This is a genomic window from Meridianimarinicoccus roseus (genome assembly GCF_003172915.1).
In the GTDB taxonomy this organism is placed as follows: Bacteria; Pseudomonadota; Alphaproteobacteria; order Rhodobacterales; family Rhodobacteraceae; genus Meridianimarinicoccus; species Meridianimarinicoccus roseus.
This window is the reverse complement of sequence record NZ_QGKU01000038.1, coordinates 142,789-164,473: the sequence shown is the minus strand read 5'-3', so window position 1 is coordinate 164,473 and position 21,685 is coordinate 142,789. Positions and strand designations below refer to the sequence as shown.

21 protein-coding genes and 1 pseudogene are annotated in these 21,685 nt (G+C 64.8%); 11 read left to right on the top strand and 11 right to left on the bottom strand.

Features of this window, described 5'->3' with window-relative positions; all coding sequences use genetic code 11:
* Positions 1-35: 35 nt before the first annotated feature.
* On the bottom strand, positions 36-2,564 hold the full coding sequence (locus DKT77_RS12570) for a heavy metal translocating P-type ATPase (protein ID WP_109812033.1): 2,529 nt from the start codon (positions 2,562-2,564) through the stop codon (positions 36-38).
* A gap of 314 nt (positions 2,565-2,878) precedes the next feature.
* Here DKT77_RS12570 and DKT77_RS12565 point away from each other — a divergent pair, with 314 nt between their 5' ends.
* Both DKT77_RS12565 and DKT77_RS12560 read left to right on the top strand, forming a co-directional pair.
* Positions 2,879-3,526: a hypothetical protein gene (locus DKT77_RS12565; protein WP_109812032.1), complete on the top strand. Its 648-nt coding sequence runs from the start codon at positions 2,879-2,881 to the stop codon at positions 3,524-3,526.
* 128 nt (positions 3,527-3,654) lie between these two features.
* Positions 3,655-3,942 (top strand): hypothetical protein, encoded by a 288-nt coding sequence (locus tag DKT77_RS12560; RefSeq protein WP_109812031.1) that lies wholly within the window; start codon positions 3,655-3,657, stop codon positions 3,940-3,942.
* Between the two features lie 66 nt (positions 3,943-4,008).
* Here DKT77_RS12560 and DKT77_RS12555 read toward each other — a convergent pair.
* From DKT77_RS12555 to DKT77_RS12530, 6 genes and pseudogenes are all read right to left on the bottom strand, one after another.
* Positions 4,009-4,674 (bottom strand): annotated as a pseudogene (locus DKT77_RS12555) (L,D-transpeptidase).
* A 37-nt stretch (positions 4,675-4,711) separates the two neighbouring features.
* Positions 4,712-5,437, bottom strand: a complete 726-nt coding sequence (locus DKT77_RS12550; protein ID WP_109812089.1) for a DsbA family protein — start codon at positions 5,435-5,437, stop codon at positions 4,712-4,714.
* Between the two features lie 7 nt (positions 5,438-5,444).
* Complete coding sequence (locus DKT77_RS12545) at positions 5,445-5,933, bottom strand: c-type cytochrome (protein WP_109812030.1); 489 nt, start codon at positions 5,931-5,933, stop codon at positions 5,445-5,447.
* On the bottom strand, positions 5,933-7,327 hold the full coding sequence (locus DKT77_RS12540; RefSeq protein ID WP_109812029.1) for a multicopper oxidase family protein: 1,395 nt from the start codon (positions 7,325-7,327) through the stop codon (positions 5,933-5,935). Before DKT77_RS12540 ends, DKT77_RS12545 begins: the two co-directional genes overlap by 1 nt.
* Positions 7,328-7,371: 44 nt before the next feature.
* The gene (locus DKT77_RS12535) at positions 7,372-8,319 is read right to left on the bottom strand and encodes a c-type cytochrome (protein WP_109812028.1); all 948 of its coding nucleotides are present in this window, start codon (positions 8,317-8,319) and stop codon (positions 7,372-7,374) included.
* A gap of 2 nt (positions 8,320-8,321) precedes the next feature.
* Positions 8,322-8,921 carry a c-type cytochrome gene (locus DKT77_RS12530; protein WP_238547861.1) on the bottom strand — a complete coding sequence of 200 codons (600 nt, stop codon included), beginning with the start codon at positions 8,919-8,921 and terminating at the stop codon, positions 8,322-8,324.
* Between the two features lie 119 nt (positions 8,922-9,040).
* Between DKT77_RS12530 and DKT77_RS12525 the strand changes: the two genes are divergently transcribed.
* A complete protein-coding gene (locus DKT77_RS12525; protein ID WP_109812027.1) occupies positions 9,041-9,337 on the top strand; it encodes a hypothetical protein in 297 nt (98 codons plus the stop codon).
* On the opposite strand, the gene DKT77_RS12520 is transcribed toward DKT77_RS12525, so the two are convergent.
* Complete coding sequence (locus DKT77_RS12520) at positions 9,313-9,768, bottom strand: c-type cytochrome (RefSeq protein WP_109812026.1); 456 nt, start codon at positions 9,766-9,768, stop codon at positions 9,313-9,315. The genes DKT77_RS12525 and DKT77_RS12520 overlap by 25 nt on opposite strands.
* Positions 9,769-9,934: 166 nt before the next feature.
* Here DKT77_RS12520 and DKT77_RS12515 point away from each other — a divergent pair, with 166 nt between their 5' ends.
* Complete coding sequence (locus tag DKT77_RS12515; RefSeq protein WP_238547860.1) at positions 9,935-10,699, top strand: DsbA family protein; 765 nt, start codon at positions 9,935-9,937, stop codon at positions 10,697-10,699.
* The gene (locus DKT77_RS12510; protein WP_238547859.1) at positions 10,693-12,834 is read left to right on the top strand and encodes a protein-disulfide reductase DsbD family protein; all 2,142 of its coding nucleotides are present in this window, start codon (positions 10,693-10,695) and stop codon (positions 12,832-12,834) included. Before DKT77_RS12515 ends, DKT77_RS12510 begins: the two co-directional genes overlap by 7 nt.
* A gap of 21 nt (positions 12,835-12,855) precedes the next feature.
* Here the strand turns inward: DKT77_RS12510 and DKT77_RS12505 are convergent, their stop codons facing one another.
* Genes DKT77_RS12505 through DKT77_RS12495 form a run of 3 tightly spaced genes read right to left on the bottom strand, consistent with a single transcriptional unit; the run spans position 12,856 to position 15,318 of the window.
* The gene (locus DKT77_RS12505) at positions 12,856-13,056 is read right to left on the bottom strand and encodes an SHOCT domain-containing protein (RefSeq protein WP_238547858.1); all 201 of its coding nucleotides are present in this window, start codon (positions 13,054-13,056) and stop codon (positions 12,856-12,858) included.
* 28 nt (positions 13,057-13,084) lie between these two features.
* Positions 13,085-14,596 (bottom strand): ATP-binding protein, encoded by a 1,512-nt coding sequence (locus tag DKT77_RS12500; RefSeq protein ID WP_109812025.1) that lies wholly within the window; start codon positions 14,594-14,596, stop codon positions 13,085-13,087.
* Positions 14,593-15,318, bottom strand: coding sequence for a response regulator (locus tag DKT77_RS12495; protein ID WP_476638805.1), 726 nt, complete (start codon positions 15,316-15,318; stop codon positions 14,593-14,595). The genes DKT77_RS12500 and DKT77_RS12495 overlap by 4 nt, the downstream gene beginning before the upstream one ends.
* Positions 15,319-15,485: 167 nt before the next feature.
* Here DKT77_RS12495 and DKT77_RS12490 point away from each other — a divergent pair, with 167 nt between their 5' ends.
* The 6 genes from DKT77_RS12490 (at position 15,486) to DKT77_RS12465 (ending at position 21,566) form a co-directional block, all read left to right on the top strand.
* Positions 15,486-16,151 carry an EF-hand domain-containing protein gene (locus DKT77_RS12490; protein ID WP_238547857.1) on the top strand — a complete coding sequence of 222 codons (666 nt, stop codon included), beginning with the start codon at positions 15,486-15,488 and terminating at the stop codon, positions 16,149-16,151.
* Between the two features lie 83 nt (positions 16,152-16,234).
* A complete protein-coding gene (locus DKT77_RS12485; RefSeq protein WP_109812024.1) occupies positions 16,235-16,621 on the top strand; it encodes a DUF302 domain-containing protein in 387 nt (128 codons plus the stop codon).
* A 12-nt stretch (positions 16,622-16,633) separates the two neighbouring features.
* Positions 16,634-17,107, top strand: a complete 474-nt coding sequence (locus tag DKT77_RS12480) for a rhodanese-like domain-containing protein (protein ID WP_238547856.1) — start codon at positions 16,634-16,636, stop codon at positions 17,105-17,107.
* Between the two features lie 85 nt (positions 17,108-17,192).
* Positions 17,193-17,840, top strand: coding sequence for a TVP38/TMEM64 family protein (locus DKT77_RS12475; RefSeq protein WP_238547870.1), 648 nt, complete (start codon positions 17,193-17,195; stop codon positions 17,838-17,840).
* Entirely contained in the window at positions 17,837-19,183 is a 1,347-nt protein-coding gene (locus DKT77_RS12470; RefSeq protein ID WP_109812022.1) for an APC family permease, read from the top strand. Before DKT77_RS12475 ends, DKT77_RS12470 begins: the two co-directional genes overlap by 4 nt.
* A 49-nt stretch (positions 19,184-19,232) precedes the next feature.
* On the top strand, positions 19,233-21,566 hold the full coding sequence (locus tag DKT77_RS12465) for a heavy metal translocating P-type ATPase (protein ID WP_109812021.1): 2,334 nt from the start codon (positions 19,233-19,235) through the stop codon (positions 21,564-21,566).
* The last annotated feature ends 119 nt before the right edge of the window (positions 21,567-21,685 follow it).

The window sequence follows — 21,685 nt, the reverse complement described above, 5'->3', positions numbered from 1 at the left end:
TTCCCCGGGCCATGGACGGCCCGGGGCGCGTGTGCTCATTCCGCCGGAATGGCGGCGGGAGCGGCGGCCTGGCGGGCGGTGGGCGCATGGCCTGGCGCAGGCGCCGCGAACCGCTTGAGCCGGAGCGCGTTGCCCAGAACGAAGACGCTGGAGAGCGCCATGGCCCCGGCCGCGAAGACCGGCGACAGCAGGATGCCGAAGGCCGGGTAGAGCACGCCCGCCGCGACCGGGATCAGTGCCGTGTTGTAGGCGAAGGCCCAGAACAGGTTCTGCCGGATGTTGCCGATGGTCGCCTGGCTGAGTGCGATTGCGTTGGGGATGCCCTGCAGACTGCCGGACATCAGCACCACGTCGGCGGCCTCGATGGCCACGTCCGTGCCGGTGCCGATGGCAAGGCCCACATCCGCCTCGGCGAGCGCCGGTGCGTCGTTGATGCCGTCGCCGACATAGGCCAGCCGTCCCAGCGCCTTCAGCCGCTTGACCGCATCGACCTTGCCGTCCGGCAGCACCTCGGACACGACCTCGTCGATCCCCAGCCGCCGTGCGATGGCCTGCGCGGTGCGTGCGTTGTCGCCGGTGATCATCGCGACCTTCAGGCCCAGATCGTGCAGGGCCGCGATGGCTTCGGGCGTCGTGTCCTTGATCGGGTCGGCCACAGCGATGATGGCGGCCAGCTTGCCGTCAATGGCGACATAAATCGGCGCCTTGCCTTCATCGCCAAGCCGGTCGGCCGTCTGGGCGAACGCGGCAGGATCGAGGCCCAGCTTGCGCATGAACCGGTCGGCGCCGATCTGGACGCGCACGCCCGCAACCGTTGCCTCGACGCCGTAGCCGGTCACCGAGGTGAAGTCCTCGGCGGTGAGCGGCTCCAGCCCATCGGCCTCCGCCGCCGCGACGATGGCGCGGGCGATCGGGTGCTCAGACCGCACCTCGACCGCCGCGACGTGCGCCAGGAAATCGGCCCGGTCAAACCCGCCGGCCAGTTCGAGGTCGGTCAGTGCGGGCTTGCCCTCGGTCAGCGTACCGGTCTTGTCGAGCGCGACGACCCGGGTCTCCTTGAGAAGTTGCAGCGCCTCGCCCTTGCGGAAGAGCACGCCCATCTCGGCGCCGCGGCCCGTCCCCACCATGATCGAGGTCGGCGTTGCGAGGCCCATGGCGCAGGGGCACGCAATAATCAGCACCGCCACGGCATTCACGAGGCCGAAGGTCAACGCTGGGTCCGGCCCCCACATCAGCCAGACGCCGAAGGTCAGGGCGGCCAGCGTCATCACGGCCGGGACGAACCACATCGTCACGCGGTCGACCAGCGCCTGGATCGGCAGCTTGGAGCCTTGGGCCGCCTCGACCATCCGGATGATTTGTGACAGCATCGTGTCTCCGCCTACCGCGGTCGCGCGGAAGGCCAAGGCGCCGTTCTGGTTGACCGTGCCACCGACAACCTGCGCCCCGGCGCTCTTGGCAACGGGGACCGGCTCGCCCGTGATCATCGACTCGTCGACGAAGCTTTCACCGTCGACAACCTCGCCATCGACAGGCAGCCGGTCGCCCGGTCGGACTTCGACAATGTCGCCCGCGGTGACATCGGCCACCGGAATCTCCACGACAGTGCCCTCGCGGCGCACGCGGGCCGTTTTGGCCTGGAGCCCGACGAGCCGCTTGATCGCTTCGGAGGTTCGACCCTTGGCGCGCGCCTCCAGGTAGCGACCCAGCAGGATGAGCGTGACGATCACCGCCGCGGCCTCGTAGTAGACGTTGACCGTGCCCGCGGGCAGCACGCCCGGAGCAAAGGTTGCCACGACCGAGTAGAGATAGGCAGCCAGCGTGCCGACTGCGACGAGGCTGTTCATGTCGGGTGCGCCGCGCAGGAGCGCAGGGATGCCCTTGGTGTAGAAACGCATCCCGGGCACGGCGAGGACGAACGTCGTCAGCGCGAACTGCAGGAGCCAGCTGGCCTGATGCCCGATGGTCGATCCGATCAGGGCGTGCATGCCGGGGATCAGGTGGCTGCCCATCTCTAGCACGAAGACCGGCAGGGCGAAGGCGGCGGCAAGCCCCAGATCGCGCTTCAGAAGCGCCTGCTCGGCATCCTTGCGAGCGGCCTTGGCTTCCTCCGCGCCGGTCTCCCGCGAGACCTCCCGCGCCGTGTATCCGGTCTCGGCCACCGCGGCGATCAGCACCGAAACGTCTGCCGTGCCCTCGACGGTCGCGTGTTCGGTCGCAAGGTTCACGTTTGCGGCAGTGACGCCGGGAACGGCCAGAAGAGCTCGCTCGACGCGGCCGACGCAGGACGCACAGGTCATGCCCTCGACGGCCAGAGCCACCGTCCGGCCCGGAACCGCGTAGCCCGTGGCCTCGACGGCCGCGATCAGGTCGGGACCGATGGAAGGGTCGGAAACGTGGACGTCGGCCCGTTCGGTGGCGAGATTGACGCTGGCCGACAGCACGCCTGGGACAGACAGGAGGGCTTTCTCCACCCGCCCAACGCAGGAGGCGCAGGTCATGCCCTCAATCGAGATCTGCACCGTCTCCGGCGTCCTCGGAGGTATCTTGGCGTGAGCAGTCATGGCTTGTCCTTTCCCGTTCGAATCAGTGCTCACATACCGAGATAAGGGTTCCAACGATTGGAAGGTCAAGCGCTGCACACGCAATAGGGTGTCGAAACGCTCGATCGGCAGGCCTGCTGATCCGGCCTCGTCGAAGCGACCGGCCCGTTGGACGAGAGCGATCGGAGCGATCCGCTTTCCGGCCGCGTTTCTTCGGCAAGGTCAGGCAACTCTGTCCGAGACGGCAGACGCCGGGGCGGCAAGCCAAGGCAAAACGGTAGTCTTTGCGGGGATGGCCTTATCAGCGATCAAGTAGCAGGCTACGAAAAACAGGGATGCAACGCTTCTTTTCACTCGAGATGCCGTTCTGGCGCTTTGCATGGAACACCATGCTTGTCAGCATCGCAGGGCTGCTGCCGCTCCTTGCGATCTTCGTCGCGCTGACGCCAGGCTTCGCGGCCGCGTTGTCCGAGAACGAACAGGCGCTCGAGCGGTTCCTGCGCCAGGTTGTCACCAACGGGCTGCCGGTCGTCTTGGTTGTGAATTATCTCGCGTTCTTCCTCTACGCCTCGACAAACGCGCGCGGAAACCTTGAGCGACGGCCAGGCTTGGTCCTGTTCCTTGACGTCGCCGCAAGGCTCGTTGCCTTCATCGTGCTGCACATCTTGATCTACGTGCTTTCCGCTGACTGGTTCGGGTCTTTCGGAGGAAGTCGCGCAACGGCGGTTCGCGTTGTGGCGCCAACCCTCGCGCGTTCGGCTTTCTTCGAGAATATCTCTGGAGTCTATCTCTACGCGACGCTGGTCAGCGCAATTCCCCTCTATGTCTCCGTGATCGAGGGTTGGCTCGCGCAGGGCCGATCATTTGCACACCGACGTTCTCGCGGAATTGCTGTGTTCTTGTCGCTCGCGCTCTTCGGTGCAGTCGTTTTGCTTTTGACTGGTATCGCCTATTTCCTGTCTGCGCTTCAATCATCCAGCTGATGAAACGACGCAGCCCGGTAGAGGATCGGGGCAAGCATAACGCAAAATTCATGCCGCCGTCGTTGCTACCCGTGGTCAGATTGTTCACTCTGGGAACAGCAAAAGGCTACTGGCAGAGGGCAGTACGCGTGAAGTCGAGACATCTGGCGCAAGGAAGTCTGGTATTGGTCCTTGGCGGATGTTCGCCTTCGTTCGATCAGGGAGGCCGCGGAACTGAACGGGCCGAAGCGCCGGTGCCCGAAGCCGTCATCCAGATCGCGGCCCCTTACCAGGATCTCGCGACCGCCCGCCTTCGTACGGAAGACGGATGCTACTGGTATCTCCATTCGGGGCCCGTTGAAACGACTCTTCTGCCACTTCGAACAGTGGAGGGTCGCCCGATCTGCACAGCATCCAGCCCAGCAGTTTCCGGCTAAATCAAGTTGGCGACGGCGCGGCTGAACGGGCTCACGTCCGTTCGTATCCCTCGGGCGCCAAGCACTTCAGGTCCTTGAGCCGAGGGAATTCTCGGCCGGGTAGAGACGCGCGGTCACACCGATTTCGACACGATCGAAAAGCCGGTTGATATGGGCCATGACCATGCGGACGCAGCCCGAGCTGGCTCTCGATCCGATCGATCTTGGATACGGCGTACCATGGATACGAAGATATGTGTCCCGTTCACCCACATAGAGATACAGCGCGCGAGATCCCAAAGCGTTGCTCGGTCCGGGCTCCATCCCGTCTTCGTACTGCGCATAAAGATCGGGCTCGCGCTCGATCATGGAACGGGTGGGCGTCCAGTGCGGCCAGCGGACCTTGCGGCGGATCGTGTAGGTGCCAGGCTCATAAAGGTCGCCGCGCCCGATAGCCACTCCATAGCGCATGGCCGTTCCGCCTTCTTAGATGTGGTAGAGGCAGCGCGCGACCGCGTCGACATGGATGTCGCCCGGTCTCAGACCATCGTTTGCGATCACCCGGGTTGGCAGGAAGCGCGGATGACGGCCCCAAGGGTTCGACGCCGCCGGATCGTAGTTCGCAGGCGTGACCTGCGCATCCCATTCGGCTTTCTGTGCCTCGCTCGGCCAGGTGCTGGCAACCAGCGGACCGGTGATGGGCGGCAAGAACAAAGCGGCCGTAGAAGCGATGAAATGGCGGCGGGTCAGCATCGCGCGTAACTCCGGTCATTCGATCGCAGGCTTGCGGTCATTCGGACCCGTCACGCACCTGCGCGACCAAGGCCTGCAACTGCTCCTGTTCGACGAGACCCGGAACGAGCACCTCACCGATCACGAAGGACGGAGTGCCGTTGAACCCCAGAGCCTGGCTAAGGCGCATGGAGGTTGCGATATGCTCTTCGATCTCGGGCGCCGCCATGTCCCGACGAAGCTGCACGAGATCGAGCCCGACTTCTTCGGCCACCCGCATGACGGCTGCCTCCTCCGCCCGGCCGTTCATCCCCATCAGAGCCCAGTGGAATTCCTCGTAGAGGCCCTGTTCGCGCGCGGCGAGTGCGGCCCGCGCGGCAAAAACAGATCCCTCGCCCAGAATGGGCCACTCGCGATAGACGAGCCGAACGTTTGGATCGGCGGCCAACAGGGCCTCGATCTCCGGTTTTACCCGCCTGCAGTAGGGGCAGTTGTAGTCGAAGAACTCGACGATGGTGACGTCGCCGTCCGGATTTCCGAGTACGGGCGCGTTCGGATCCCGCTCGAGAAGATCGCGCTCGTCCTCCAGAACCTGCGCTTGTGCCTGGGCCTGTGCGTCGGCCTCCTGACGTTGCAGGATGGCGACGGCTTCCATCACGATTTGCGGGTTCTCGCGTATGGTCTCCAGGACCAGCTCGCGCACCCGATCCTCCGACAGGTCGTCCGCGAACGCAGCGATCGGCAGAAAAACAGCCAAAGCCGCGGCGGAGAGAATGGATTTCATCATTGGGTCAGCCCCCTTCATTGGCGAGGCTCGCCTCCGTACGGGCGGCCTGCGCGGCACGCGCGCGCTCCGGCCACGTCGATCGGATGTAGGCGAGAATGGTCCAGATTTCCTGATCGCTCAGCTGCCCCTCGAAGCCGGGCATGCCACTGTCGAACTCGACGCCCTGCAAGGCCAGCGCCTCACGGCCGCCAAGCATCGTGTATTGAAACAGGACGCTGTCGGGGTGGTGCCATGTATGCCCGGTCTCGTCATGAGGGGGCGCCGGCAACCGCCCGTCGGGCCCCGGGCTTTGCCAGTCGGGCTGCCCTTCAAGGTTTGCGCCATGACAGGACGCGCAATACTCGCCGTAGAGCACCTCACCTTGTGCCAGGTCGAGACCTTCTGGCATGACCAGTGCAGCTTCCGCCCCCGATCGTGCCTCCATCCACCAGAAAGCAGCCAGTGCTACGGAGAAAATGACGGCGGCAGCTACTGCGATGGCACCCTTCCGCATCAAGTCACCCTGACCCAAGTCATCATCCCTGACGCGGCATGGGAAAGCATGTGGCAGTGAAACAGCCAGTCGCCGGGGTTATGCGCCGAGAACACGATCTCGCGCGTCTCGCCACCGAATGTCAGGACGGTATCCCGGAGCGGCCCCAGCGTGCCGTCTGCCGCGATCTCGCGGAAGTGCATGCCGTGCAGGTGCATGGCATGCGGAAAGGAGGTGTCATTGACGATTTCGAGACGGACCGGCTCATCAAGTGCCAGATCGGCCAGTGGATCATCTGTCATACCGACGACGTCATTGAAGGCCCAGAACTGGTTGGCATCGACCAGTTGCCGAAACGTCCTCCGCTCCCCGTTCAACTGGGCAGATTGCAGGCGGCCCATCGCGCCTCCCCCCATGTGAAGGCGCACACGCCGGGCTTGTGATAAATCCGGAGGAGCCATGTTGGCGTTCGGGGGCAAGGCCTCGGGGGCATCCCTTCGCGCGCCGGACGATGCCGCGATCACCGGGAAGGCCGACTGAACGAACCCTTCGCCATTGTCGACACGCACCAGATAGGCCGTCTCCCCTTGCTCCGCCACGACGTCGACAAGCAGATCGGCCCGCTGCCCCGGTCCGAGCAAAATCGTCTCGGACATGGGCTGCGGCGCGTCCAGCGGCATGCCGTCGAGCGCCATCACCCAGCCCTCGAGGCCGGCTAGCGCCAGCTCGAAGATCCGGGCGTTCGCCGCGTTCACAAGGCGAAGCCGCAGCCGCTCATGGCGGCGCACATCGAGGCTGTGCCCGTACTGCCCGTTCGTCGCTATGAAGTTCCCGACCCGGCCTGCGTGGCTGCGATCGTGGCGAGAGGTGAAGTCCGGATCGATCTGCGCGGTTTCGGGGTTGAGGAGCCAGTCGTCGAGGATCAGGACCTCGTCGCGATCCACGTCGGGCCCCTCCGGTTCTTCGACCACGAGCGCGCCGTAGAGACCGCGCGCGACCTGTTCCACGGAGCGGTTGTGCGCGTGGTACCAGTAGGTGCCGGCATCGGGCGCGACGAAATCGATGTCGAAGGACGCAGCCGGCGCGACGGCCTCCTGCGTCAGGCCCGCGACCCCGTCCATGGCGTTGACGATCCGGACGCCGTGCCAGTGGACCGACGTGGCCTGAGGCAATTCGTTGACCAGCCGGCGCGTGACCCGACCGCCCTGCCGGACCCGGATCATCGGCCCCGGCATGGACCCGTCAAAGCCCCAGATGGAGGTCTGAGGATAGTCCGGCGGCGCCAGTTGCAGGCTGGCTTCGCGGGCCGTCAGCGCCACGCCCGAGCTGCTCTGTGCGAGCAGATGGGACGGCGCAGCCGAGGCGAGCCCCGCGGCCGCACCGATCTTCAGGATATCGCGTCTTGAGTAGGTCATGTCATCTTCCTCGGGGGCGCACGCCAGGATTGGATCGCGCCATCTCAGTCGGCCTCGCCTTCCGTCGCATGCGGAATTGCAGCATCTGCCATCTCGATCCCGGCCACGTCGCTGTCGAGCAGGTATATCGCCATCGCTTCGAGGTCTGACGGCGTTAGAAAGCTCGTCCCGTACATGACGACCTCTCCCATCGAGCCTCCGAAAGCGTCGCCGGAGGGCGTGATGCCCGTTCTGAGAGCGTAGGCGAGGTTGGAGACGGTCCAGCCGCCCGCAATCAGGTCGGGGGATCTGATCGACGGAGCATCGTTGCCGCCGGGAAGCGCATCGTTGCCGGCGAAGACGGCGTCAAGCACGCGCGCACCCGCAAGGTTCCGCTCCGTATGGCAGGCGCCGCAGTGTGTCGCGCCCCGAACCAGTTCCCGCCCGCGGTTCCACACGTCGCTCTTCCCATCGAGCGGCTCCGTCGCCGGATCATCGAGATAGGCCGCCCGCCAGAGCTTCAGACCCCAGCGCTGATCGAAAGGGAACACCACGTCATGCGAGGGCGCATTTTCGGCCACCGGAGGAACCGTCTGGAATGCGGCCCAGAGGTCGGCGATGTCCTGGTCGGAAAAATCGGCGTAAAACGGATAGGTGAATGTCGGATAGTAGGGCGCGCCATCCGGCCCGATGCCTTGCCGCACCGCGCGCGCGAAGTCCTCGACAGTCCACGCTCCGATGCCAAAGTCGGGATCCGTAGTGATGTTCGGAGGATAGAACGTGCCAAAGTCGGTGGGAAGCGGCGCACCGCCGGAAAGCGGCGCTCCTCCGTCCTCGAAGTTCGTGTGGCAGGCGATGCAGCCGCTGGCGCGGGCCAGATAGGCCCCGCGCTCGATATCTCCGACCAGTTCGATCGGTTCCGGCTCCACCCCAACCGGCCATGCAGACAGCGCAGCGACGGTGGCTATACCAAGCACCGCAGCCGCTGCGCCGAATTTCAGGACCGGGCGCATCGTCACTCGTCCTCGGCGCGAAACCGGGTGTGACAGGCCGAACAGACCTGGCTCGTCATTGCGAATGCCGCATCGGCGGGCATGGCGCCAATATCCTCGGCCGTCATTGCATCCGGCATGCCGCCGCCCATCATGCCGTTGCCACTGCCCATCATGGCGTTGCCGGGCCCACCCATCATGCTGCTGCCGCCCATCATGGTGCCGGTAGACATCCCACCTTGCTCATGAGCGAGGCCGTTGTCTGCGGCTGTCGCCAGGCCGCGTGCCGCGACCTCCAACTGCTCGGCCAGAGAGACGAAGGAGTCCCAATCCGTCCAGATGCGGTCGCGGGCCTCGGAAGGATCGCCGTTGCTGCCTTCGGGGAACAGGTCCGTCATGGCGTTGCCGGAATGCGCCTCGATGGTTTCCGCCGCGCGCCTCAAGGCATCTGCATCGTATTCGCGTTCGCCGCGCATCATGGGTGCGACGGCCTGTACCGCATCGCCCATGGCCTTCATGCCTTCCATGCGCTCCAGAACGACGCCGGTGGCGCCCGTGTGCGCCAGCGCCGCCGCACCGGCGATGACACTCGCAAGAGCAATGCTTGTCAGCCTGATGTTCATTGGGTTTCTCCTCGTCTTATGGGTCGAAATTCTAGCAAGGCTCACGACCCATTTCGCGGAGGCGGTAGATCAAAAGGTATCGTCACGCTTTGGCCATCGCTTCTTGCCAAAGCAAAGCGATGCCCGAATTCCGCAATTTGGATTTCGAACCGGGGATTATTCAGAAACAGGGATACGGTCTTGCAATCGAGCCCCGGATGACAATGCCGGTCCACCGCTGCGTTTTCATCCTCGGCATGGCCCGGATGAGCGTCCGCATGGTCGTGCAGGTGTACTGGCTCGAACACTCCGCCCGTAGCCTCAGCGGTTTCGGGCAAGGACGAGAGGGCCATCGACAACATGACGCAGACGATGAGCACAGCTTTGGCCAAGGTGCGATGCCCGCTTCGCATCAATCGATCCCGTTCGCACGCTGAAGTTCACGGACATACGCTGTGATGGCCATGACATCGGCGCGCGTAACGCCTTCGACCGGCGGCATGTTCCCGAAGTTCCAGTGATGCGCCCTCACGCCGTTCTGGGCGGCCAGAAGAAACGCGGCATCTGCGTGGTGGCTGGGTTCATAGATGCGGTGCACGAGCGGCGGTCCGATCCCCTGACGTCCGGCCGCGTTCTCGCCATGACACTGGGCGCACAGACCCTCGAACCCGCGTTGCCCGATCTGCGCCTGTTCCGAGAGTGTGTCCGGAACCTGCACCTCGACCATGGGCGAGCCTTGTGCGACCGCCACTGCGTCCGAGGCAGCCGCTGGACTCTGCTCGCTGCCGCCCGGCGCGAATAGCCACCAGCCAACTCCGACGGAAACCGCAATGAATGCGATCGCGACCGTGACAGTCTTTGAATTCATTCTGCTCTCACATCTTGTCGTGTGCTCGGTTTGGCGCCCATGAATTTCTTACCCGCTTCGCGCCATCCATCAACCTGACAAGGCGATGATTTTTGTATCGGTATGTATCCTTGACCTACCGGCGGTGATGGACTGCAAATGGCTTCGACAGTTCGGGAACGGTTTGATGGCCGACAGGCGCACACTTCTCTTGATGCTTGTTGCAGGCGGCGCCGTGGTCGGCGGCTTTCGCGTGCTGCCTTCCCTGGTCGAAGGCTTGCCCGATTTTGAACCCCTTGATGACCCGCCGGGATTTCGACGGGTCGCTGGCGGATCCGTCTCTTCGGGCTTCAATCCGTTTGTGGGTCTGAGCGTCGGCGGATCAGAGGAAACACCGGCGCGAGTGACCCCCGACAGCCTCCGCGCAGATCTGTGCTCGCATCTCTTCGGGACTGCGGCGAGATCCGAAGGCGTGGTCCCGATTGCGTCTTTCGCCGACTATTACTGTCCCTATTGCAGGGTGCAGACCAAGCGGCTGTCAGACCTCGCGTCCGACCTTGGCTCAGAGGTCGCCATCGAGTGGCATGAGCTGCCGCTTCTGGGCGAAACCTCGATCCTTGCAGCGCGCGCTGCGCTCGCCGCAAAGCGCCAGGACGCCTACGTAGCGTTTCACGAGAGCCTTCTGACAAGCCCGTTCCGCGCGAATGCGGAGTATCTATCCCTGCTGTCCGAGCGGATTGGCGTGGACCATACTCGATTGATCGCAGACATGGAGAGCGAAAGCGTCTCTCGCGAGCTTGAAATCAGTGCCGCGCTCTCGCGCCTGTTCGCTTTCGTGGGGACGCCCGCAATGGTGGTCGGTCGGACCGTGATTCAGGGAGAGATCTCGGATCGAACCTTGCGCCGGATCATCAGCCTGGAGCGAGAGGAAGGCTGGTCCTCGGTATGCTGACCCGTTTCAAGGCAGATTGTCCCCGCATTCTGGCGGGCGCCATGCTCGCGGCCATCTTCTTTTCCGCCGCCTCGTCCCAAGTCGGCGCCGCCAGTTCGGATCCCGTCACGACACCGGCAGTGACCGCGCAGCTGCTGACCGTCGAGAACGGGATAGCGCCCGGGGCCGGCACACTTTCGGCCGGGTTGGCGCTGGATCTCGCCGAGGGCTGGAAGACCTATTGGCGCACGCCCGGAGAGGTTGGCTTTCCGCCGGAGATCGACTGGTCAGGATCGCAGAATATTGCGTCGATGGATTTCCAGTGGCCGGCGCCGGAGCGCTTCACCGCATTCGGCATCGAGAACTTCGGCTATCACGACGAGGTTGTCTTTCCGATCCGCATAACGCTGGAGGAACCGGGAGCGCCGGTTCGGCTTTCTGCGGACGTGACGCTGCTCACATGCTCGGACATCTGCGTTCCACAGGACTTCGTCATGTCCCTCGATCTTCCGAGCGGTGTCGGGATCGACGAGGAAAGTGCCGCGCGCATCACGGCATTCGCCGACCGCGTTCCGCTCGATGCCTCGGCGGCAGGGATCACCGACGTTTCCGCACATGTCGATCCGGACATGCGCGCGGTGGTTATCTCGATGCGCCGCGAAGCACCCTTCGTGGTCCCCGACGTCTTTGCCGAGCTAGGGCCGTTTACCTCCCTCGGCCGTCCAGACACCCGGCTGGGGGACGATGGGCATCTCCTGTGGGCCCGGGTTCCGATCCTCTCTGCAGTGGATGGCCCCTTGCAGGACCTCTCGGTGACGGTGACGGACTCCAGCGGTTTCGCTGCGACCGCCGCACCGCGAGCAGTCTCGGAACCTCCTGAACCGCCCTTTGCTTTCGCGACTTCAGGCGTAGACATCGCGGCGCTGATCTGGATCGCTGCCACCGCGTTTCTTGGAGGGCTCGTTCTCAACGCGATGCCCTGCGTCCTTCCCGTGCTTTCGATCAAGCTCGCTACCGCCATGCGGCTGGGTGGCGACGGCAGGATTGCGGTCCGACGGGGGTTCCTCGCTTCGGCCGCCGGCGTGATGGCATTCGTGTGGGGCCTCGCTGCCGTTCTTTTCATGCTGCGGGAGATCGGCGTCACGGTGGGATGGGGCCTTCAATTCCAGAACCCGATCTTCCTGTCCCTGACGGTGCTGGTCCTTGGGGTCTTTGCGGCCAACCTCGTGGGCGCGTTCGAGATCGCGCTGCCGTCTCGCCTGCAGACGCGGCTGGCGCATGCCGGCTCCACGCCAGGTCTGTTCGGGGACTTCGCGGCGGGGGCGTTCGCGGCCGTCCTCGCGACCCCGTGTTCGGCCCCCTTCCTCGGTACGGCCGTTGCCTTCGCACTGGGCGGTCGCGGCATCGACATCGCGGTTGTCTTCACGTTCCTCGGTCTCGGACTGGCATCCCCGTACCTGGTCATCGCCGCGCGGCCCGGGTTGGTCCGACGCCTCCCCAAACCGGGGAGGTGGATGGGCGTGTTACGCGCGGGTCTCGGTCTCCTTCTCGGCGGGACCGCTCTTTGGCTGGTTTGGGTCATGATTGGCGTTGCGGGACCGATCGCGACCCTCGCGTCCGTTGCAATGACAGCAGTTATCGTCGGGGTTCTCAGCATGCGCGGTGTGAGCGGTACGGCGCGGAGTGTGACCGCAGCCGCTCTCGCCGTCGTGATGCTGTTCGCCACCGGAACCCTGTCCGATGGCCTTTCGTCGCGGGGAACGATTGCATCCGAGTCAGGTGGAATTGCGTGGCTCCCGTTTGAACGGGGCGAAATCGCCCGACGCATCTCCATGGGGGAAGTCGTCTTCGTCGACGTGACTGCGGACTGGTGCCTGACCTGCAAGGCCAACAAGGCGCTTGTGCTGGACCGAGACCCGGTCGCGGCTTCGTTGGGCTCTCCCGGGGTCGTAGCGATGCAGGCCGACTGGACCCGCCCGGACGAGGCGATTTCCCGCTATCTCGAGGGCTTCGGCCGCTTCGGCATCCCGTTCAACGTCGTTTATGGGCCGGGTGTGCCGGAGGGTATCGTTCTGCCGGAACTGCTGACAGCCGACGCAGTCATGGACGCCCTCGATCGGGCCGGAACCCGCCGCGAACTGAGCCGGACCGAGTGACCGGTCCGACGGGGTGACGCGTCAGCGCTCCAGCGCCTTTTTTCGACGTTCGAATTCCTCTTCATCGATCTCGCCCGCGGCGAAGCGTTCGCGCAGGATGTCGATCGCGTCGCGCCTTCCACGATTTCCGCCGGCCCGGTTGTCGGTGAACCATTTCACGGCGAGAACAATCAAGACTATGATGACACCCCAGAACAGGATCATCATCAGGCCGCCGATCATGCCGTAGCCATTACCCCACATCATGTAATCATACCTCCCCTGCCAATCCGCCGGCGGATCGGCGGCCACCGCCGTCGGGAACATCCCGAACGGAGCCATTGTCGCTATCGATCTCTGCATTCTCCCACTCCGCGCTTGTCGATGACGTCTTGTGAGACCCCTTGTCTGCAAGCGGCACGGCGATGCTCGCCACCAGTCCGCCACCATTCCGGTTCGCGAGATGGATCTCGCCGCCATGCGCCCGGACGATGGATCGGGCGATGGAAAGTCCCAGACCATGCCCGCCGGTCTCGAGGGAGCGCGAGCCCTCGAGACGGAAGAACGGGTCGAAGACCTGCTCGAGCTTTTCGGACGGGATGCCCGGGCCTTCGTCGCGGATTTCGATGACCAGGGTATCGTGCTCGGACCGCCACGCGATCTCGGCGTTTCTTCCATAGCGGACAGCGTTCTCCGCGAGGTTTCGCACGGCGCGGCGGAAGGAGACCGGGCGCAGGCGGGCTTGGACGCCGGGGCCTCCGAGGATATTCGGCGGATCCGGCATGTCGGATACCAGGTCACGAAGAAACGTGCCCACATCGAGCTCTCGCGCCTCTTCGGTGCCAGTCAGGTCCTCGGCGAAGCTCAAGGTGGCCTCCGCCATGGTCTGCATTTCCTCGATCGACTCGATCAGGCTTTCACGGGTCTCGTCGTCGTCCACCATCTCGGCGCGCACCCTGAGCGCCGTGAGCGGCGAGCGCAGGTCATGGCCCACGGCGGCAAGAACACGCGTCCTGTCGGCGACGTATCTGGTCAGGCGTTCCTGCATCAGGTTGAAAGCCCGCGTCAGGTCTTCGACCTCCGCAGGGCCGACCAATGGCAACGGGACCGCGTCCTCACCACGACCGAGCCGTTCCGCCGCGCCAGCGAGCTTGCGCAATGGCCCGGTCAGGCGCGTGACCAGGAACCAGCAGACCGTGACGAGGATGAGCGCCGCCGTCAGCGCGAAGGTGAAGGTGGAGAACAGGGGCCATTGCAGGGGCGGCCGCTCGAAGCGCGTGCTGACGTTCAGCCACTGTCCACCGCTCAGCGCGATTGAGAGGGTCAGTTCCAGTGCCGCCATTTCGCCGCGCATCATCGAGCGGTGCATCTCCGCCATCTCTGGCGAGAGGTTCGGCAACGGCAGGACCGGCGTCTCGATATCATCCAGTTGGACACGGATATCGCGGCTGTAGCTGTCTCCAAGAAGGGCCCGCACGCGGGCTTCCACGGGCGCCGCATGGTGGTGGTCCGGTTCCGTCACGCTTGGCGCGTCGGACAGTTCGAAACGCACGAGCGGCGAGTTCGCGGCACGCAGGATCGACGTCTGAAGGTCGGGTGGCGCTTCTTCCAGGAGCCGCGCGACGTTGGCGGCCCGGCCGGCGGCCTCAAAGCCGAGTGCGGCCCGGATAGCCAGGCTGCGCTCGTCCACGAAGAGCCACAGGCTGATTGCCTGCGCGACCGCCAGCGCGGCCACGATGAGGACGACGAGTTGCGATCTGAGATTTCGGAAGGGCCGTCTCATTCGACGACCTCGACATCCGTCGCGAGGCAGTAGCCCCCGTTTCGGACAGTCGTGATGATCCTCGGCCGCAGGGGATCGGGCTCGATCTTGCGCCGGAGCCTGCTGATCTGGTTGTCGATCGTCCGGTCCATGGGTCCCGCAGCCCGGCCCGAGGTCAGGTCGAGCAACTGATCCCGGCTGAGGACCTTCCGGGGGCGCTCAAGGAGGACCGTCAGCAGGCGAAAGTCCGCGGTCGTCAGCAACAGACGTTCCCCGCCAGACGTTTCGATCGCCTGTCCATCCGTGTCGAGCGTCATGCCGGCGAAGCGAACGCGTTTTCCTGCGAGTTCCCCGGCGTGGTTCTCGGCGGATGAACTCCTGCGCAACACGGCCTTGATGCGCGCCAGCAGCTCACGGGGGTTGAAGGGCTTCGGCAGGTAGTCGTCCGCACCGAGTTCCAGGCCTACAATCCGGTCCGTCTCCTTGCCGAGCGCGGTCAACATGATGATCGGGAGGCTCGATTGTCTCGCGAGCCTTCGGCAGACGGAAAGACCGTCCTCTCCCGGCATCATCACATCCAGCACCAGCAGATCGTAATGGCCAGAGGCCAACTGGGCGTCCATTTCGACCGCGTCCTTGGCTGCGGTTGCGCGCATGCCGTTCTTTTCCAGGAACCGGGTGACCGACTCCCGGATCTGCCTGTGGTCATCCACGACCAGGATATGAGGGCTGCTCGACATCATTTTCTTGTTTACCGAACGGGCTTTCCACGGTCAGAGGCTGTTTTGTCTCCATTTGTATCAGATCGGCTGCCTGCGACACGCGGATACAAATCCCTGAATGACGCCCGTTCCGATTTGCGCTGTGACTACCGACATGAGGCGTGCAAGGCAAAACGGAGGATATTCGAATGACGTTGCGTGGAAAGATGGCAGCTTCCGCGGTGACGGTCCTGTTGGCGGCAGGAGCGGCAATGGCGGACAGCGGGCCGCATCATGGGGATGCGCGCGGCGCGGGCATGGGCGGCGAGCAAGACATGATGGAGATGATGATGCGCATGCACGGCATGATGGGCGTTGATGGCGCGATGCCGGGCATGGGGATGATGGGCGGCCAGATGGGCATGGGGATGATGGGCATGCCTGGCGGCATGGGCATGATGGGCCCCGGCGGACCCATGATGGGCGGCATGACAGCTTTGCCCGGCATGGGCATGATGGCGGATCTCGATGCGGACGGCGACGGTGTGGTGACGCCGGAAGAGGCGCAGTCCGGGCTCGGCAGTCTCCTCTCGGAGTACGATGCGGACGGCGATGGCACACTCTCCATCGCAGAGTTCGAGACGCTGCACGGCGCGCTCATCCGCGAGACGATGGTCGACCGGTTCCAGCATCTCGACGCGGACGGCGACGGCCGGATCACCGCGGAAGAGATGCAGGCACCTGCCGCGCAGATGCAACGCATGCAAGGCCTGCGAGAGCGGATGATGAACGAAGGTGGATATGCTCCGGGCCAGATGATGCCCGGTCAGGGACGCATGATGGACGAAGGCGGCCCGCGCATGCAGGGCAACTGACGGTCTCATCACGCGTTGTCGAGAATGAGGGCCGGAGCGAATCTCCGGCCCATACCCATTGAAGAAGAAGGAGGAACCCCGAGATGCCCTACACTCATGATCGCCTGCTCGCCGACACCAGCATCGAGGAAGCGGATCGGCGCGTGCGCGAGGCGCTGACGGCCGAAGGCTTCGGCGTCCTGACCGAGATCGACGTGAAGGCCACCATGAAGAAGAAGATCGACGCCGACATGGACGGCTATCTGATCCTCGGCGCCTGCAACCCGAAAATGGCCTGGGAGGCCATCGGTCTCGAGCCGCGGATCGGCGCAATGCTGCCGTGCAACGTCATCCTTCGCAGCGTCGATGGCGGGACCGAGGTGAGCGCGGTCGATCCGGTCGCCTCGATGGCGGCTGTCGACAACCAGGAACTGCACGCGGTCGCCGGGCAGGTCCGCGACATGCTCGTGCGCGCTGTGGATGCGGCCTGAAGGAGGCAACCGATGACAATGGCTCACGGTCGGCGCGCCTTGGTCCTTGGGCTGGCGGCAGCACCTTTCGCCCTCATCACGTCTTCCCTGAACGCGCAGGAGCGGACTGTCTGGTCGGCGGACGAGGCCTATGACGCGCTTCTGGGAGACAGCGCGCGCGTGATCGATGTGAGGTCGCGCGAGGAATGGCTGGAAACCGGTGTTGGAGCCGGGGTCTGGCCGATCAGCATGCACGAGGACCGTTTTCCGGATCGCCTCTTCGCGGCGAAGGCGCTGGCCGGATCCCGAGACGTCGGCCTGATCTGCGCGACCGGGGGGCGTTCGGCGTCCCTGCTTCGTGCGCTCCGGCAGGCTCGATACGATGGCTACGTGGACATCTCCGAGGGAATGCTGGGATCTCGCCAGGGCCCCGGCTGGCTTGCTGCCGGTCTGCCCGTGGTTCCGCTGGATGCAGCGCTTGCTTCGATGCCGGAGGAACTTGCCTGACGTGCCCGAAGAGAGCGCCTCGAAGAGCAATAGCTACCCGTCCCTCGTCAAGGGTGCCGCCCTTTTCGTCGGCGCCGTTCTTGGGCTGGGCCTCGTTGGCTGGGCCGCAGGATGGTGGTCCTTCGACCTGGACCGGGCGACAGTCGAGACGTGGGTCGCGCGCGCCGGACCTTTGGGGCCGCTCGCGGTCGTCTCCCTCATGACGGTCGCGGTCGTTGCCAGCCCAATTCCCAGCGCACCGATCGCGCTGGCCTCGGGGGCCGCGTATGGCCACTACGCCGGCACTCTATACGTGGCCCTCGGGTCCGAGATCGGCGCACTGGCGGCCTTCCTCATCGCCCGAGGTTTGGGGCGTGGACCGGTCGAGCGTCTTCTTGGCGAAAGGGCCGACTACGGTCTGCTGGGGTCGCAGAACGCGTTGACGCTCACGGTTTTCGCGAGCCGTCTCCTGCCCTTCGTCTCTTTCGACGCGATGAGCTATGCCGCCGGGTTCAGTCGGCTGCACTTCTGGCGTTTCGCTCTGGCCACGATGGCCGGCATCCTGCCCGCGAGTTTCGTGCTCGCGCATTTCGGCAGCGCTGCGATGGAAGGCACCTTCGGCAGCGCGGAGTGGATCGCGCTCGGTCTGGGCCTCATGACGGGCCTTCCCCTCCTGCTGGTTGCGCTTCGGCGGGGTGCCGCTTCGAAAAAAGACAGACCAAAGAAGGACGCTACGGAGGCCAGTCGATCATGAGTTCCAACTACAAGGAGAACAGCCTCAGCCTGCCCGACGCCGTCGCGATGGGAACGGGCGTGATGATCGGCGCCGGTATTCTTGCCCTGACCGGGCAGATTGCCGAACTGGCGGGCCCGTTGTTCCCATTGGCGTTCGTCGCGGGCGCCGTCGTGACCGCATTCAGCGCCTACACCTACATCAAGATGTCGAATGCCTGGCCGTCCGCCGGCGGCATCGGCATGATCCTCAAGAAGGCCTATGGGCCGACAACGGTTGCCGCTGGCGCGGCACTCCTGATGGCCCTTTCGATGGTCATCAACGAAAGCCTGGTTGCACGGACCTTCGGCACCTACCTGATGCGTGGGCTGGGGCTGGAGCCGGGCGGCTGGCTTGTTCCGACCATCGGTGTCTGCCTCATTGTCTTCGCCTATCTCGTGAATGCCTCCGGCAACAGATCGGTCGGGCTCCTGTCGCAGGTCATGGCGGTCCTCAAGGTCGGAGGGATCGCGCTCTTCGGCATAGCGGCACTCTGGGCGGGCGGCATCTCCTTCGAGGCGACAGGCGAGACGGAAACGGGCGCCGCCGGTTTCGTCGCATCGCTTGCCCTTGCGATCCTGGCCTTCAAGGGCTTCACGACGATCACCAATTCCGGCGCCGAGATCACGGACCCGCACCGCAACGTCGGCCGCGCCATCGTCATCTCCATCGCGATCTGCGTGGTGGTCTACCTGCTGGTGGCCTTCGCCGTGGGCTCGAGCCTGCCGCTCGACCGGATCGTTGCCGTGAAAGACTACGCGCTTGCCGAAGCGGCCGAGCCGGCGCTCGGCCGGATCGGGTTCTACCTGACGGTGGCGCTGGCGCTTGTCGCGACGGCCTCGGGCGTGATCGCAAGCATTTTCGCGGTGTCCCGCATGCTCGCCATGCTGACCGACATGAAGATGATCCCGCACAGTCATTTCGGGATGCCGGGCACGATCCGGGATCACACTCTTGTCTACACGGTCGTGATCGCAGGCGTTCTCACCGTCTTCTTCGACCTCAGCCGCATCGCGTCGCTCGGAGCTTTCTTCTACCTCGTGATGGACATGCTGATCCATTGGGGCGTCTGGCGTCACCTGAGGGAAGAGATCGGCGCGCGAGGGTGGATCCTCCTCACCGCCATCGGGCTCGACGCCGTCGTGCTCGGGGCCTTCACCGTGATGAAATGGCAAAGCGACCCGACGATCGTTCTGATCGCGCTGGCCGCCATGGTAGCCGTCTTCGCGTTCGAGCATGTCTTCCTGAAGCTCAACCCGCCCATGGACGGCGATCATGACCACGTGCCCGCAGGCACTATTGAAACAGAGAAATCATCCCCTTGACCTTCCAACCGTTGGAAGCCCCACATTGAGTCCCGAAAGGGGAATCCCGATGTCTGAACACGCCCATCATCACCATGACGCTCCAGCCTCTGGCGCGAAGACCGCGACGGATCCCGTCTGCGGAATGCAGGTCGAAATGCGCGAGGACGCACGGTCGCGCGAGTATGGCGGCGAGACCTTCTGGTTCTGCTCCAAAGGCTGCCAGACGGAATTTGACGCCGATCCCTATTTCTACGCGTCGGGGAATGCGGAGACGACCGAGCAGAAAGCCCGACCCGGCACACAGTGGACCTGCCCCATGCATCCCGAAATCGTCCGCGACGAACCGGGGAGTTGCCCAATCTGCGGCATGGCGCTCGAACCGATGGTGCCCTCGGACGAACCCAGCGAAGAACTCACCGACTTTACCCGACGTATGTGGATCAGTGCTGCGGCGGCCGGGCCGCTGGTGATCCTGACCATGGGCGAGCTGGTCGGCCTGCCGGTTCGTGACTGGCTGGGCCACCAGCTGGCGGTCTATATCGAATTCGTCCTTGCAACGCCCATCGTGCTCTGGGCGGCGCTTCCGTTCTTCAAGCGCGGCCTGGACTCGTTCCGGAACCTTTCGCCCAACATGTGGACGCTGATCTCGCTCGGGGTCGGCGCGGCCTATGTCTATTCGCTCTTCGCCACCTTTGCCCCGGGGGTGTTCCCGGAACAGTACCGGATGGGCGAAGGCGTCGGCACGTATTACGAGGCCGCCGTCGTCATAGTCGCGCTGATCTTCGTGGGACAGGTGCTCGAGTTGCGGGCGCGAGAGCGAACCGGGGATGCGATACGGGCGCTTCTGGACCTCGCACCCAAGACCGCGCGGCGTATTCTCGAGGACGGCACGGAATACGACGCGCCGCTCGAGAACATCGTCGAGGGCGATCTTCTGCGCGTACGGCCGGGCGACAGCATTCCGGTGGACGGCGAAGTCGTCGAAGGCCGATCCTCGATCGACGAAAGCATGATCACGGGCGAGCCGGTTCCTGTCGAGAAGACGGAAGGCGACCGGGTGACCGGCGGCACGATCAACAAGAACGGGACGCTTGCGATCCGGGCGACACAGGTCGGCGCCGACACGGTGCTGGCCCAGATCGTCGAGATGGTCGCAGGCGCAAGGCGCTCCCGCGCGCCGATCCAGGGGCTGGCGGACCGGGTTTCGTCGATTTTCGTGCCAACGGTCGTGGCGATAGCCATCGCGGCGTTCTTCGCGTGGCTCACTTTTGGACCCGAACCGGCGCTGGCCTTCGCCATCGCCTCGGCCGTATCCGTCCTGATCATCGCCTGTCCCTGCGCGCTCGGGCTGGCGACGCCGATCTCGATCACGACGGCTGCGGGGCGCGGCGCACAGGCGGGCGTGCTGATCAAGGACGCCGAAGCACTGGAGCGGATGGCGCGGGTGGATACGGTGATCGTGGACAAGACCGGCACGCTGACCGAAGGCAAGCCGAAGCTCACCGATGTCGTGGCGTTCGACGGGCACGACGAGAGCGAAGTGCTGTCGCTTGCGGCCGCGCTCGAGCGCGGGTCCGAGCATCCGCTCGCAGAAGCCATCGTCGAGGGCGCGCGCGACCGTGGCGCGGAGGTCGGTCGATCCGACGACTTCGACGCCGTGACTGGCAAGGGCGTGCGCGGCACGGTCGGCGGGCGGTCGGTGGCGCTTGGCAACCGTGCCATGATGGCCGATCTGGATATTGAAGTTAACGCCGCCGAGGACACCGCCGACGGACTGCGCGCCGAAGGCAAGACGGCGATGTTCGTCGCGGTCGATGGCGAACTGGCGGGGATCGTCGCCGTGGCCGACCCGATCAAGGAGACGACGGAAAGCGCGATCCGCGACCTTCACGCCCTCGGGCTGACCGTAATAATGGCCACCGGGGACAACCAGCGCACGGCCGAGGCGGTCGCACGCAAGCTGGGGATCGACGAGGTGCGCGCCGGGGTTCTCCCCGAGGACAAGAAGACGCTCGTGGAGGAGCTTCGCGCCAAGGGCGCCCGGATCGCAATGGCGGGTGACGGCGTGAACGATGCACCGGCCCTTGCCGCAGCGGATGTCGGCATCGCGATGAGCACGGGCGCGGATGTCGCCGTCGAAAGCGCCGGGATCACGCTCATGCGCGGCGATCTCGTGGGACTCGTGCGCGCGCGCAAACTCGCGACGGGGACCTTGCGCAACATCAAGCAGAACCTGTTCTTCGCCTTCGCCTACAACGCGGCCGGTGTGCCGATCGCGGCCGGAATCCTTTATCCGTTCGTCGGGCTGCTGCTCTCGCCGATGATCGCTGCGGCGGCGATGAGCCTGTCGTCGGTCTCGGTCATCTCGAACGCGCTGCGACTGCGGCGCCTTGAACTCTGAGAGACACGACATGCAAGCCGGGCCTCGCGCGCAAATAAACGGAACCAGGGACCGGGGCGGACGGATATTTTGTTCGGGGCGGCAATCCGGACCTCTGCTTGCCTCCCGAAGCCCAGCCC

Excerpts from the sequence above, each read along its gene's own strand:
- DKT77_RS12550 (WP_109812089.1), bottom strand. The coding sequence starts at position 5,437 with ATGAAATCCATTCTCTCCGCCGCGGCTTTGGCTGTTTTTCTGCCGATC.
- DKT77_RS12545 (WP_109812030.1), bottom strand. The coding sequence starts at position 5,933 with ATGCGGAAGGGTGCCATCGCAGTAGCTGCCGCCGTCATTTTCTCCGTA.
- DKT77_RS12495 (WP_476638805.1), bottom strand. The coding sequence starts at position 15,318 with ATGATGTCGAGCAGCCCTCATATCCTGGTCGTGGATGACCACAGGCAG.
- DKT77_RS12480 (WP_238547856.1), top strand. The coding sequence starts at position 16,634 with ATGACAATGGCTCACGGTCGGCGCGCCTTGGTCCTTGGGCTGGCGGCA.
- DKT77_RS12485 (WP_109812024.1), top strand. The coding sequence starts at position 16,235 with ATGCCCTACACTCATGATCGCCTGCTCGCCGACACCAGCATCGAGGAA.
- DKT77_RS12515 (WP_238547860.1), top strand. The coding sequence starts at position 9,935 with ATGGCCGACAGGCGCACACTTCTCTTGATGCTTGTTGCAGGCGGCGCC.
- DKT77_RS12500 (WP_109812025.1), bottom strand. The coding sequence starts at position 14,596 with ATGAGACGGCCCTTCCGAAATCTCAGATCGCAACTCGTCGTCCTCATC.
- DKT77_RS12505 (WP_238547858.1), bottom strand. The coding sequence starts at position 13,056 with ATGATCGGCGGCCTGATGATGATCCTGTTCTGGGGTGTCATCATAGTC.
- DKT77_RS12520 (WP_109812026.1), bottom strand. The coding sequence starts at position 9,768 with ATGAATTCAAAGACTGTCACGGTCGCGATCGCATTCATTGCGGTTTCC.
- DKT77_RS12570 (WP_109812033.1), bottom strand. The coding sequence starts at position 2,564 with ATGACTGCTCACGCCAAGATACCTCCGAGGACGCCGGAGACGGTGCAG.
- DKT77_RS12535 (WP_109812028.1), bottom strand. The coding sequence starts at position 8,319 with ATGCGCCCGGTCCTGAAATTCGGCGCAGCGGCTGCGGTGCTTGGTATA.
- DKT77_RS12525 (WP_109812027.1), top strand. The coding sequence starts at position 9,041 with ATGCCCGAATTCCGCAATTTGGATTTCGAACCGGGGATTATTCAGAAA.
- DKT77_RS12565 (WP_109812032.1), top strand. The coding sequence starts at position 2,879 with ATGCAACGCTTCTTTTCACTCGAGATGCCGTTCTGGCGCTTTGCATGG.
- DKT77_RS12490 (WP_238547857.1), top strand. The coding sequence starts at position 15,486 with ATGACGTTGCGTGGAAAGATGGCAGCTTCCGCGGTGACGGTCCTGTTG.
- DKT77_RS12465 (WP_109812021.1), top strand. The coding sequence starts at position 19,233 with ATGTCTGAACACGCCCATCATCACCATGACGCTCCAGCCTCTGGCGCG.
- DKT77_RS12540 (WP_109812029.1), bottom strand. The coding sequence starts at position 7,327 with ATGACCTACTCAAGACGCGATATCCTGAAGATCGGTGCGGCCGCGGGG.
- DKT77_RS12470 (WP_109812022.1), top strand. The coding sequence starts at position 17,837 with ATGAGTTCCAACTACAAGGAGAACAGCCTCAGCCTGCCCGACGCCGTC.
- DKT77_RS12530 (WP_238547861.1), bottom strand. The coding sequence starts at position 8,921 with ATGAACATCAGGCTGACAAGCATTGCTCTTGCGAGTGTCATCGCCGGT.
- DKT77_RS12510 (WP_238547859.1), top strand. The coding sequence starts at position 10,693 with ATGCTGACCCGTTTCAAGGCAGATTGTCCCCGCATTCTGGCGGGCGCC.